Consider the following 12,065-nt stretch of genomic DNA (forward strand, 5'->3'; position numbering starts at 1 on the left):
GCCTCTCAGCTCCCCTAGTCATCGTCGCCTTGGTAAGCCGTTACCTTACCAACTAGCTAATGACCCGCAACCCCATCCATCATCAATAAATCTTTAACTACTAAGTGATGCCACTCTATAGTCTTATGCGGTATTAATCCGCCTTTCGGCGGGCTATCCCCCAATGATGGGTAGGTTAGTTACGTGTTACGCACCCGTGCGCCACTATGGCATTGCTGCCACCGTTCGACTTGCATGTATTAGGCCTGCCGCTAGCGTTCATCCTGAGCCAGGATCAAACTCTCCATTGTAAAATATTCCTGCACCCATGCGAACATGGGCTGATGTCGAGTGCTCTCCTTGCTCGTATTTCGACGTTTGGTCGTCTAATTCGATTTCGCTTGTTTCTCATCAGTCGAAACTGATAAGACACTTACTATTTTGTCTATTTCCGTCATTCAAAGAACGAGTGTTACTTCCAATTGAAGTAACGGTGTGAGCTAGGTGAGCAGCTCGTTTTCTTGCCGTTTGCAAGCCCTGTCTGTAATTGGGAGTGCAAAGGTAAGAAGATTTTTTGACTTTCCAAATTCGGAATCAAAAATTTTTATTTTTTTGATTTGCTTCATCTTCTGGTCAAAACCGCCTCCGATTGAAGCGGGGTGCAAAGGTAGAGAAGCTTTTTCGTTTTTACAAGAAAAACTTAATTTAAACTCCTAGACTGCTTTATTAAAGAAAGCTAAAATGAGAGCAACACCTAGTAGCAAGTATTTGCTAACTATTTGATTCACATCTTCAAGCCCTTTAAAACCGAAACGCCTATTGCGATTGGGAGTGCAAAGGTAAGGAAAATTTTTGACTTTCCAAATTTTGCCGTTTTTATTTTTCCGAACCATTTCAGCTATTTTGACTGTGCTTAGCGGCCGTTAGCCCCTAATCCGGTTTGGGAGTGCAAAGGTACCGTTATTTCTTGACAGCGCAAACTTTGGCCTGAAAAAAGCCATCTACTTCGTTGCTATTTTTTGACAATGGGCAAACTGATGCTGACTGTGAAGCAGTTCCCTTTTTGTTCCTAGCTTATGAAATGCGTGCCTATAATAGGCCAAGCATAGAACAAGGCTTGGCATTGCTTGTATTGGGGGGGGTGTGCTGGTACTTAAAACTCTTATAGCCAGTGGTAGCGCATGTAGCTTGCGGGCAGATGGGTGCTCGTTACATAGGAAACGCTAGCGTGCTACACTGCTTATTTACTCGGTATGGAGCTTCTAGAAGTGAGAGACCTCAGCTTTGCGGAGCAGGGGATACAGGTGATACAGCCACTGAGCTTTATGCAGAGACAGGGGCAAAAGTTGGCATTGGTAGGGGAAAGCGGGGCGGGCAAGAGCACGCTGCTGCAGTTGATTACGGGCCTTGTGCAGCCTAGCACGGGGGAGATACGGGTGGTGGGCAACCGGGTGCGGGGGCCTGAAGTAGCCTTGGTGCCGGGGCACCCGGGGGTGGCTTACTTATCGCAGAAGTCGGATTTGCCGAAATTTTTGCGGGTAGAGCAGGTGCTGGGCTATGCTAGTAAGCGGCCGGCGCGAGAAACGCACTCCTTATATAAGCTGTGCCGCATTGACCACTTGCTGCAGCGGCGCACCGACCAGCTATCAGGGGGCGAGCAGCAGCGGGTGGCGCTGGCGCGCCTGCTGCTAGGGCAGCCGCAACTGCTGTTGCTTGACGAGCCATTCTCTAACCTGGACCGGGTGCATAAACGGCAGATGCAGGCTATTGTGGAGGAAGTAGTTGTGCGGCTGGGAGTTACGTGCCTGTTAGTATCGCATGAGGCTACGGATGTGCTAGGGTGGGCCGATGAGTTGCTGGTGTTGCGCCGGGGGCGGCTGGTGCAGCAGGGCTCGCCCGAACGTGTTTATCAGGAGCCGGTGGATGAGTACACGGCGGCATTGCTGGGCGATTATCACCTACTAACCGGCGCCAACCGCCTAGCGCTGGCCCCGAACATAGCTGGCCCGGGGGCATTGCTGGTGCGCCCCGAGCAGCTACAGCTAGGGGCGGTTGAGGCAGGCAAGCCGCTGGGTACGGTGCGCGCTGTGCGGTTTTTGGGTAGCTACTACGAGCTGGAAGTGAAGGTGGCGGCGATGCTGGTGCGGGCCCGGGCTAGCCAACCGCGCTTTGCAGTAGGTGAGCACGTGAGCGTGCAAGTAGCGGCCAGCGCCAAGTGGCTGCTACAGGAGCCAGAGTAGCAGGCGCGGCCTGTAAGCCGGACACGCTTCCTTAGCTTCCTTATAATAGGGTAAGCGTGTGCTAAGCGGCCAACGTTGAGCGCTGCGTATACGCTATCGGCACGGTGTTTTTAGCAAAAATCAGCTTTATAGGATATTGACCTCTTTCGGCATTTTGCTCGCTGCTGTACTTGCGGCTTGGTGCTAGCCCACTAGCTGGGCGTGCAGGTGGGCTAGCGTGGCAGCGGCATCTTCGCAGAGGCCGGGGTGCACGGGCGAGGTTTGAATAATGGTACTACGCTGGGCCGTGAGCCAGCGGAAGCGCGAGGCGATGGCTAGCTGCCCGATGGGCCCACCCTCGGCCCGGCCGCCGCAAATGCGCTTGAACGAGCGCAGGCGCGCGCGCACATCGGCCAGGTCGAGGGTGGGGCCGGCGAAGGCTAGCAGCCGGTCTTCGTCGAACTGGCAGGTGGCCTGTAAAAAGCCCTGTGCCGAGCAGTAGAGGATAACGCCTACGTTTATAAACTCTTCGCGCTCGACGCGGGGCACCACGCGCAGCACGGCGTACTCAAACAAGTGCTTGGCGGGCATGGTCGGCTTCCTGGGTAAAGGTGGCGGAAACGGCCAGGCGCGCCTCCAAAAACTGCTGGTACTGGGCGCGCTGCTCGGCGGGCGTGAGGTCGGGCTCCTGCAGCCACTCGTCGGGGATGACGGCGATGATGCCGGCCAGCACCTCGGGCGTGAGGCGGGCGCGGCCCTCGGCATCGGCGGCGGCCAGGGCCGTGGCCTGGGGCAAGAGCACGTGGTCTTTCACCGAAGGAAATGGCCGGGTGGCCGACTTGACCCAGCCGGGGCCGGTGTGGTGCACGTAGAGCGCGGCGCCGTGGTCGATGAGCCACAACTCGTTATGCCAGAGCAACATATTAGTGTTGCGAGCGGTGCGGTCTACGTTGAGCGTCAGGCAGTCGAGCCACACGATAAGCGAGGCCAGGGGCGGCGCCACGGTGGTCACGAGCGCATCGAAGGTGCTAGCCCCGGCCAGGAAGTGCAGGGCCATGTTTTGGCCGGTGCTGGCGCGCAGCAGGTCCTGAATTTCCTCGTCGGGCTCGGTGCGGCCGAAAGCCTCGCTGAGTTCGGCAAATACCAGCTCGGGCACGCGCAGGCCGAGGGCACGCGCCAGCTCGCCCACTAACAGCTCGGCAATCAGCACCTTGATGCCCTGGCCCGCGCCCCGAAATTTGAGCACGTATAGAAACCCATCGTCGGCCTCGACCAGCGCGGGCAGCGAGCCCCCCTCGCGCAGCGGCGTGATGTAGCGGGTGACCTCGACGGTGCGCAGGCTAGGGGGGGGCAGCTCGTGTGGCATCAATAAATAGGTTAGCAAGATGGGCGTGGCCCGGCGAGCTGTTACGCAGGCCGCCGGGTTTGGGGTTTGCTACCTGGGCCCGGCGGCGGCCGGGGCGCTGCCTGGGCCGGCTAGCCTGCTTAAGTAGGCTTCGCCTCAGCACAGCTGCCACAGCCATTTGATTACCAAGAATAACCCAATAAATACGCCCCAGCTTAGAGCAGCCAGCACGCCCCACCACAGGAGGCGCTCAAAGCAATTAACAGGGTAAATACTCGTGCGGGCCATGAGGAGGCAAGCTACGCACAAGCCAGGTAGCGAGGCAAGCGTGCCCGCCGCCGAAAGGAGCTGCCAGACAGCAAGGGGGATAAAAGCCCGGCGGCGAGCTATTTAAAATGGCCAGGGCTGCTGCGGGCTGCGCAATTATTTGCCGGTTATCGCCGTCATTTGGCAGCTCATCGGCGCCCGGGCGGGAGCGGGTTATTTTTCTACTTTTGGCTGTTTGCTCCATGATTGTTTTTCGACTGGCGCTGCTCGTGGGTGGGCTGGCGCTGCCGCTGGCTAGCCCGGCCCAGGCCTCCTACCCTACCCCGGTGGCGGGCGACTACGTGCTGCCGAACTTTCGCTTCGGCAGCGGCGAAGCCTTGCCGCAGCTAAACCTGCACTATACCACTGTGGGGCAGCCCCGCACCGATAAAGATGGCCGGGTGACGAACGCCGTGCTCATCATGCACGGCACCACGGGGGCGGGCACGAGCTTTCTCAGCGAGCTGTTTGCGGGGCATTTGTTTGGGCCCGGGCAGCCGCTGGACGCGGCCAAGTACTACATTATTCTGCCCGATGCCATTGGCCACGGCAAGTCGAGCAAGCCTAGCAACGGGCTGCGGATGAAATTTCCGAAGTACACCTACGACGACATGGTGGCGGCCGACTACCGCCTGCTCACCGAAAAGCTGCACGTGGCCCACGCCCGCCTCATTATGGGCACCTCAATGGGCGGCATGGAAACCTGGGTGTGGGGCTACAAGTACCCCGACTACATGGATGCGCTGCTACCCCTGGCCAGCCTGCCCGTAGAAATAGCCGGCCGCAACCGCATGCTGCGCAAAATGGCCATCGATATGATAGAGATGGACCCCGCCTGGCAGGGCGGCAACTATACCACCGAGCCCAAGGTGGGGCTAGCCGGCGCGGCCTCGTCGCTGATTTTTATGACCAGCAGCCCTAAGCAGATGCAGAGGCTGGCGCCCACCCGCGAGCTGGCCGAAGCTGCCCTGGCCAAGACGGAGGCGAATATGTATAGTACCTTGGATGCCAATGACTTCATTTATCAGTTTGATGCCTCGCGCGACTATAACCCGGCGCCGCACCTGGCGGCCATTAGGGCGCCGCTGCTGGCCATCAACTCGGCCGACGACCAGGTGAACCCGCCCGAGCTGGGCATCATGGATACCGAAATAAAGCGGGTGGCCAAGGGCCGCTACGTGCTGCTGCCCATCACCGACCTCACCACCGGCCACGGCACGCACTCCAACCCCGCCATCTGGGGCAGCTACCTGCAAGAGCTGCTGGCCCAGACCGAAAAAACCCGCTAGCGCTGCGGCGGGGCCGCCACCGCGGGCAGCGCCGGAAACCGCGCCGGCGGCCGGCGGTGGTGCGTGGCCTGCTCGTAGGCGTAGGCGTATTTGATGAGCGTAGCTTCGTCGAACGAGCGGCCTAGCAGCTGGAGCCCCGCGGGCAGGTGGCCAGAGGTGAAGCCCATGGGCACCGTGAACGCCGGCTGGCCGGTGTGCGGCGCAATGAGCTGGCTGTTATCGCCTTTATAGCCCGCGAAATCGCCGATTCTGGCGGGCGGGTTGTTCTAGGTGGGGTACACGAGGGCGCCCACCCGGTGGCGGTCCATGGCGGCCGATACGGCCCGGCGGAACGCGATGCGGCGCGGGTCGGTGTAGGCCTCGCCGCAGCCGGACTGGCTAGGGCTGGGCGCCTGGCCGTGGGCCAGCTCGTCTTGCAGGTTCTCCTTTATATACGGCGCGTATTTGCCCGAGGCCAGCACCTCGCCGATGGTGTGTACGGGCGCCGTGGGGCCTAGCCCAGCCAGGTACTGGTTGACATCGTGCCGGAAAACCGAGCACCACTGGCCGTTGCTTACCTGGTCGAAGTTGGGGATTTCGACTTCGACTACCACGGCGCCGGCCCGGCGCAGGTCGGCCACGGCCTGCTCGAACAGGGCCTTCACCTGCGGGTCGGGACGGCGCTCGCTCAGGGTACGCAATATGCCGATGCGGGCGCCTTGCAGGCCATTTTTGAGCAGGAATTGCCGGTAGCCGCCCGCTGGCACCTTGCCCGCGCCGTAGCGCGTGAGCGGGTCGGCGGGGTCGGGGCCGGTGGCCAGGGCATCGAGCAGGGCCGTGGCATCGGCTACCGAGCGGGCCATGGGGCCGCCGGTATCGTTGCGCAGGTAGAGGGGCACGATGCCGGCCCGGCTCAGCAGGCCCAGCGTGGGCCGAAAACCCACCAGTGCCGTGTGCGACGACGGCCCCCGGATGGAATTGCCGGTGTCGGTGCCCAGGCCCGCCGTGCCCAGGCTAGCGGCCACCGCCGCGGCCGTGCCCCCGCTGGAGCCCGCCGGCACGTGGCCCAGGTTATAAGGGTTGCGCGTTTCGCCCGCGATGGAGCTGATAGTCACCATCGGGCTGAAGGCCCACTCGGCCATGTTGGACTTGGCCAGCACAATGGCCCCGGCGGCTTTCAGGTCGCGCACCATCCGGGCGTCGGTGGCGGGCGCAAAGCCCTTGAGCGCCCGCGAGCCCGCCGTGGTTTGCAGGCCGGCCGTATTGTAGTTATCCTTGACAATGAGCATAATGCAGTGCAACGGCCGCAGCCGGCCGGTGCGCCGGTACTCGGCGTCGAGCTGGCGGGCAGTGGCGCGGGCCGCCGGGTTGGTAACCACGATGGCGTTGAGGCCGGTGGGCTGGTCGTAGGCCCTGATGCGCGCCTCGTGGGCTAGCACCAGCTGCTCGCAGGTGCAGCGGCCCTGGCGTAGCGCCTGGTGCACCTGGGCTACCGAGGCTTCGGCTACCTCAAAGGGCGGGGCCGCGTGCTCGTGCGGGGCGCGGTTGCAGGCGGCGCCCAGTAGCAGGCCGCCCAGCAGGCTCAGCCACCGCAAACAGCTTCGGATACGTAGACTCATGCAAACGAGCGCCAGCAAGGAAAACAACCCCGGCGCCCGGCCGAAAGTAGCGCACGCCAGCCCATACCCCAGCCCAGCTGCCGGCGGCCCGCCGGGGGTAGTGGCGGGCGCCTACCTGGTGGGGCAGCGAGCCGGCCAGGCCCTCGGGCGTGTTATAATTCCTGCCCGGTAGTAGGTTTGCAGAATCATTCACTGCCTTACCCAGCAAAGCACTTATGAACCTTGACCTTACGCAGCTGCAAAACCTGCTGAACAAAGCCGAACAAAACGAAGCCCTCCTCAACGAATTGCAGAAGCAGTTCAAGAAAGCCCGGACGGTTTTTGAGGAGATGGAAAAGCTCTTGCAAGACAGCTACGTGCCCAAGGCCCGCAAAACCCGCGCCGCCGACCCTAGCGCTGCCCCCGATGCCGACGCCCCCTACGGCCGCAAGAAAGACGGCACGCCCAAGCAGCGCCCCGGCCGCACCAAAACGGCCTAGCCCGCCCCGGCCCGCCGCAGGCTAACAGCCCCGACTCTGCCCCAGAGTCGGGGCTTAGTTTTGGGCCGGCCGCCAGCACGCATTACCTGCAAATTACTATCAATCAATTTTTTACACTCTCAATGGCTGCTGTTAGTACGGCGCGGGTGCGCGAATGGCTGCGGCGCTACGGGCCAGCCGAAGGGCTGTCGCTGGCAGCTACGCTGGGCGCGGCGGCGGCGGCCACGCACGCGGGCAGCCCCGAGGTAGGGCGGGCGCTGGCCGCCACCTGGGCCGGCAACCTGGCCTATTTTGGCTACCTGCTGGGGCAGGATGTGTGGCACACGCGCCAGGCCCTGCGCACGCAGGGGCGCCGCTACACGGCCGGCACGCTGGGGCGCAACATCCGCGCCCTGGTGGTAGAGTTTGGCGTGGCCGAGGTGCTCGACAGCCTGCTCATTCGCCCCGCGCTGCTGTACTGGCTGCCGCGCTGGCTGCACAGCGTGCCGCTGGGGGTGCTGGCCGCCAAGCTGGCCGCCGACGTTACGTTTTACGTGCCCACCATCATCAGCTACGAGCTGAGCAAGCACCGGCTGCGCAAATTTTAGGCTGGGGCAACTACTTATTTTACTGCCCTTTGCCAGCTGCCCCGGGGCCGGGTGCAGGGCCAGCGGCCGGCGCAGCGCCGGTGGCGCCAGCCATTTCGGCGCCCGGCCTGTTATTGAGCCGTTGTTTTCTGCTTTATGCCTGCACCCACCGAACACTACCAGACGGATGTACTTATTATCGGGGCCGGCGCGGCGGGCCTGCTAGCCGCCCGCATCCTGGCCGAGGCCGGCCGGCCGGTGCTGCTTGTGGAGGCCCAAAACCGCCTGGGCGGCCGCGTGCACACCGTGCAGCCGCCCGGCTTTGGCGAGGTGCTGGAGGCCGGGGCCGAGTTTATGCACGAGCCCGTGCCGCTCACCAGGGCCCTGCTAACCGAGGCGGGCATTGCGTGGCAGGCCACGGCGGGCCGCACCTACGTGGTGCGCGAGGGCCAGGTGCAGCCCGATGCCGACTTCTTCGACCTGCTGCCGCCCCTGCTCGCCAAGCTCGATAAGCTGCAAGAAGACCTGCCCCTGGCCGACTTCCTGGCCCGCGAGTTTACAGGCGAGGCCCACGCGCCGCTCCGCGCCTTTGCCACGCAGTTTGCCGAGGGCTACGATGCGGCCGATGCCCGGCGCGTGAGTGCCCTGGCCCTGCGCGCGGAGTGGGCAGCCGGCGGGGCCGAAGACTCGCCGCGCCCGGCGGGCGGCTACGGGCCACTGCTGCACTGGCTGGCCGGGCGCGCCCAGGCGGCAGGCGCCACCCTGCACCTGGCCACGCCCGTGCAGGCAATTCGCTGGCAGCCGGGCGCGGCCGAGGTTATTGCCGAAAATGGGGCTAGCTACCACGCGCGGCAGGTACTGTGCACCGTGCCGCTGGGCGTGTGGCAGCGCCCGGCCGGGCAGCCGGGGCACCTGGGCTTTGTGCCCGAGCTACCGGCGCACCGCGCGGCGGCCGCGCAGCTTGGCTTTGGCGCCGTCATCAAAATCCAGCTCGACTTTGCGCAGGCCATTTGGCAAGCGCGCCTGCCCGAGCTGGAGTTTCTGCTTTCGGATGCGCCGGTGCCTACCTGGTGGAGCCAGCTGCCCGCGGCGCGCCCGCTGCTCACGGGCTGGCTGGCGGGGCCGGCCGCCCAGCGCCTGCACGCCACGCCCACCGAGGAGGTGCTGGCGCTAGCCCTCGCCTCGCTGGCCCGGCTGCTGGCGGTGCCGCTGGCGGCCCTGCAAGCGCAGCTACGCGCCAGCTACGTGCGCAACTGGGCCGCCGAGCCCTATGCCTACGGGGCCTACTCCTACCCTACCGTGGGGGCGCCCGCCGCCCGCGCCGCCCTGGCTACGCCCGTGGCCGGCACGCTGTTTTTTGCGGGCGAGGGCGTGTATGAAGGCCCGGCAGCCGGCACGGTAGAGGCCGGCCTAGTGAGCGGGCAGGTGGCAGCACGGGCCATGCTGGGGCAGGCCGCGCTCTAGCCGGGCCGGGCCAGGGGTAGCCTCTGGGTAAGCCGCCGCGCTACAGGGTCAGGCCCATCAGCAGGGTGGCCGCGCCGTTGGTGCGCTTGAATGACTTACCCTGCTGGTACACCTCGTTCTGGTCGATAAACTCCTTCACCTCGGCCCGCAGGATAATGCGCGGCACGGGCAGATAGTCGAAGCCCAGCGAGTAGCCCGTGGTGCGCAGGCCGCCCGCCCGGGTGGGCGCCAGCACGCCGCTGGGGTCGTGGTAAAACTCGGCCCGGCCCACCAGGCCCGCCCGCTCCCAGAGGCGGCGGCGCACAATGAGCGAGCCACCCTGCCACTTGTCGTAGCCGCCCCGGCCATCGAGCTTTTCCTGCCAGCCGGCGTCGAAGGCAGCGGCGATTTTCCACTTTTTACTAGGGTCGTAGGTCACGTAGAAGTTGTGGAAGTAGCGCAGCCGGATGCCCACCGAATCGGGCACGTTGCGGCCCTCGCCCACAAACGTGCTTGAGTTGAGCAGCCACTTGGGGCTGGGCCGAAACTGCACCTGCGTGCCCACGGCCTCGTTCTGGTTGCGGTCGCGGATAACCTGCCAGCCATTGATGACCAGCGCCGAAAACAGCCACTTTTTGCCCTTGTCGTAGGTGAGCTTGGCGCCCGCCTCATAGTAGGGCGAGTTGTCGGCCATAATGGAGCGCGTGAGCGTGAGGTTATCGCGCGAGTTGGGGCTTTCCAGGCCGATGTGCGAGATAAAGATGCCCGCGTCGAGCCAGAGGTTGCCGGCCACCTTCACGCCGCCCCAGGCCTCGTAGATGTTCTTGAAAATGCCCGGCTCGGCGGCGTAGTTGGCATCGGGGTAGGTGCCGGTTTGGATGGCGAAGGTGCCCCGCACGCGCTGGCCGGTATAGCGCGCCCCTAGCAGGGCCAGGTTCACGGCAATCTGGTTGTGCAGGTTTTCGGAGTAGATGAAGCCCGGCCGGGTGAGGCTGGCGGGGTTGTTGAAATCGTAGCCGTAGTACACGCCCACGTAGCCAAAAAATTCGGGCTTGAGGTTTTCGCGCGCCGTATCGGCGGCGGCCGCGGCCGTGGGGGCGGCCCCCGTGGTAGCGGGCGCGGCGGCCGGTGCCGTAGTGGTGGTAGCGGTGGGTGCGGGCGGCGCAGCCTGGGCGCAAGCCCGGCCCGGCAGCACGCTGGCCGCCAGCACGGCGGCCGGCAGCAAGCAGGTAAAGAAACGCATAGGCTCGGGGCAGTTAGGGGGGTCGAAGCCGGGCTGGGGCCAGGCCGGCCGGTTTTATCGGCGAAGCCTGCCAAAAATTACAGCCGGAAATTAACCGCGAAGATGAGCCGGTTTTCATAGTCGCGCAGGTCGGGCACGTAGCCGGCGGGCAGCGGCTGGTCGGCGTAGCCGCTGGGCGAGGTGGTGCCGCCGGGCCCGGCAAAGTAGGGCACGTTGGCCGAGCGGTGCAGGTACTCCAGGCGAAACGTGACGTAGTCGCTGGGCATCACGTCGAAGGTGACGGTGGCTTCCTTGGCCGTGAGCCGGCTGGCGTCGGTATCGGTGAAGCCGACCACCGAGGGAGTGAAGCTGAGGTAGCGCGAAGGGTTTTTGACAAAGCCGACGCGGGTGGTAACCGCTAGCTTGTTTTTGGCAAACCACAGCCGGTGGGCCAATGAGCTGCCCACCATATAGTTATTTTTGGCCTGCACGGCGTGGCCGCCGGCGTCGGTGCCGCTCTGGAAGCCGTAGTGCGTGTTCAGGCTGAACGCCGCCTGCGTGATGCCGCGCAGCGGGCCCTTCTTATCCTTGTGGTAGTAGCGCGCCACCACCGAGTTGTCGTGGTGAAAGCGGGTGATATTGGGGTAGGCCGCCCGGCCGATGGCTAGCGAATCGAGGCCCGGCCGCGTATCGTTGCCGACGTAAAAATTGGCCACCAGCTGCACGTTCTCGCTCGGCCGGAAGTAGTTGGAGTTGCCCAGCGCGGGGCGCTTGTTGTAGGTGTTGTAGGTCTGCCAGCCGTTCATCACCCACAGCTCGGTTTTAAACTTCCGGCTAGGGTAAAACTGCGCCCGCGCCCCCTGAAAGTAGAAGGGCGTGAAATCGCAGACCAGCGAGCGCTGGTAGCTCCAGTTTTCCTGGGTCACGTAGCTTTCCAGGCCAATGTAGCTCATAAAAATACCCAGCTCCAGGTTCAGGCCGTAGGCCACGTTGAAGTGGTAGCCGGCCGCCGCCTCGCGGATGTACTTGAGGTTATTGCCCGTGATGCCCGTGCCCACGTTTGTGCCGTTGGCCCCGATGGTGGTGCCCGTGTTGCGCCCGCGCAGCACCGAGGCGTCGGTTTCCTGCACCACGTTCAGCATCGAGCCGGTTTGCAGCCACAGCCGGCCGATGATGTTCTTGTAGTTTGACTCGATGCCGATGCTGGCCAGCGCCAGCGAAAACTCCTGGGCGCGGCCCGTCACGGCCGAAATCGTCTGGGTATGGTCGAGGGGCCGGGCAAAGTTGTAGTTGTAGTAGCCGTCGAGCAGCGCGGTGGCCGTGAGCACGGTCTCGCCCGCCTTGTCCTGAAATTGCAGCGGGAAATACTGCTGGCGGTTCTGGCCGTTTACCCAACTCAGGTCCATGCCCGCAAAAGGCACGTTGGCGGTAGCCGTGTCGGCGGGCGCGGGGCGTTGAGCAGTGGTGGTTTCGGTGGTCTGCGCCAGGGCAGCCAGGCTGGTTAGCACGACGCTCAGCGTCAGCAAAAGTTTTTTTCTCATAAAAAGCAGCCGCGCCGGCTAGCGGGCGGGCCACTGCCGGTGGCAAGCCTGGGGCCAGAGGGCGGCCGGCTGCCCTCA

At 63.7% G+C, this 12,065-nt stretch carries 12 protein-coding genes, 1 rRNA gene and 1 pseudogene; 7 read left to right on the forward strand and 7 right to left on the reverse strand.

Annotated features, from left to right (window positions below; genetic code table 11):
- Nucleotides 1–290: ribosomal RNA gene (locus tag Q5H89_RS03685) — 16S ribosomal RNA — on the reverse strand; the annotation flags it as partial.
- Nucleotides 291–1,232: 942 nt separating this feature from the next.
- On the opposite strand from Q5H89_RS03685, the pseudogene Q5H89_RS23360 reads away from it, so the two are divergent.
- Both Q5H89_RS23360 and Q5H89_RS23365 read left to right on the forward strand, forming a co-directional pair.
- Nucleotides 1,233–1,694: pseudogene (locus Q5H89_RS23360) on the forward strand (ATP-binding cassette domain-containing protein); the annotation flags it as partial.
- A 42-nt stretch (nt 1,695–1,736) separates the two neighbouring features.
- Nucleotides 1,737–2,219, forward strand: coding sequence for a TOBE domain-containing protein (locus Q5H89_RS23365; protein WP_449271978.1), 483 nt, complete (start codon nt 1,737–1,739; stop codon nt 2,217–2,219).
- A 183-nt stretch (nt 2,220–2,402) separates the two neighbouring features.
- Here Q5H89_RS23365 and Q5H89_RS03695 read toward each other — a convergent pair whose 3' ends face one another.
- Both Q5H89_RS03695 and Q5H89_RS03700 read right to left on the reverse strand, forming a co-directional pair.
- Complete coding sequence (locus Q5H89_RS03695; protein ID WP_305017951.1) at nt 2,403–2,789, reverse strand: DUF3037 domain-containing protein; 387 nt, start codon at nt 2,787–2,789, stop codon at nt 2,403–2,405.
- Nucleotides 2,767–3,564, reverse strand: coding sequence for a HipA family kinase (locus tag Q5H89_RS03700; RefSeq protein WP_305017952.1), 798 nt, complete (start codon nt 3,562–3,564; stop codon nt 2,767–2,769). Before Q5H89_RS03700 ends, Q5H89_RS03695 begins: the two co-directional genes overlap by 23 nt.
- 488 nt (nt 3,565–4,052) lie before the next feature.
- Between Q5H89_RS03700 and Q5H89_RS03705 the strand changes: the two genes are divergently transcribed.
- The gene (locus Q5H89_RS03705; RefSeq protein ID WP_305017953.1) at nt 4,053–5,138 is read left to right on the forward strand and encodes an alpha/beta fold hydrolase; all 1,086 of its coding nucleotides are present in this window, start codon (nt 4,053–4,055) and stop codon (nt 5,136–5,138) included.
- Here the strand turns inward: Q5H89_RS03705 and Q5H89_RS03710 are convergent.
- Together Q5H89_RS03710 and Q5H89_RS03715 are read right to left on the reverse strand one after the other, a co-directional pair.
- Nucleotides 5,135–5,305 (reverse strand): hypothetical protein, encoded by a 171-nt coding sequence (locus Q5H89_RS03710; protein WP_305017954.1) that lies wholly within the window; start codon nt 5,303–5,305, stop codon nt 5,135–5,137. The genes Q5H89_RS03705 and Q5H89_RS03710 overlap by 4 nt on opposite strands.
- Nucleotides 5,306–5,404: 99 nt before the next feature.
- Entirely contained in the window at nt 5,405–6,736 is a 1,332-nt protein-coding gene (locus Q5H89_RS03715; RefSeq protein ID WP_305017955.1) for an amidase, read from the reverse strand.
- Here Q5H89_RS03715 and Q5H89_RS03720 point away from each other — a divergent pair.
- From Q5H89_RS03720 to Q5H89_RS03735, 4 genes are all read left to right on the forward strand, one after another.
- Entirely contained in the window at nt 6,735–6,908 is a 174-nt protein-coding gene (locus tag Q5H89_RS03720) for a hypothetical protein (protein WP_305017956.1), read from the forward strand. The two genes, Q5H89_RS03715 and Q5H89_RS03720, sit on opposite strands and share 2 nt — an antisense overlap.
- A gap of 43 nt (nt 6,909–6,951) precedes the next feature.
- Nucleotides 6,952–7,215: a hypothetical protein gene (locus Q5H89_RS03725; protein WP_305017957.1), complete on the forward strand. Its 264-nt coding sequence runs from the start codon at nt 6,952–6,954 to the stop codon at nt 7,213–7,215.
- 122 nt (nt 7,216–7,337) lie between these two features.
- Entirely contained in the window at nt 7,338–7,802 is a 465-nt protein-coding gene (locus tag Q5H89_RS03730; RefSeq protein WP_305017958.1) for a hypothetical protein, read from the forward strand.
- A 135-nt stretch (nt 7,803–7,937) separates the two neighbouring features.
- The gene (locus Q5H89_RS03735) at nt 7,938–9,245 is read left to right on the forward strand and encodes a flavin monoamine oxidase family protein (RefSeq protein ID WP_305017959.1); all 1,308 of its coding nucleotides are present in this window, start codon (nt 7,938–7,940) and stop codon (nt 9,243–9,245) included.
- A gap of 40 nt (nt 9,246–9,285) precedes the next feature.
- Here the strand turns inward: Q5H89_RS03735 and Q5H89_RS03740 are convergent, their stop codons facing one another.
- Both Q5H89_RS03740 and Q5H89_RS03745 read right to left on the reverse strand, forming a co-directional pair.
- A complete protein-coding gene (locus Q5H89_RS03740; RefSeq protein ID WP_305017960.1) occupies nt 9,286–10,467 on the reverse strand; it encodes a porin in 1,182 nt (393 codons plus the stop codon).
- A gap of 77 nt (nt 10,468–10,544) precedes the next feature.
- On the reverse strand, nt 10,545–11,987 hold the full coding sequence (locus Q5H89_RS03745; RefSeq protein ID WP_305017961.1) for an outer membrane beta-barrel protein: 1,443 nt from the start codon (nt 11,985–11,987) through the stop codon (nt 10,545–10,547).
- Nucleotides 11,988–12,065: the final 78 nt, after the last annotated feature.

It is taken from the genome of Hymenobacter cheonanensis (genome assembly GCF_030581075.1).
Lineage (GTDB): Bacteria > Bacteroidota > Bacteroidia > Cytophagales > Hymenobacteraceae > Hymenobacter.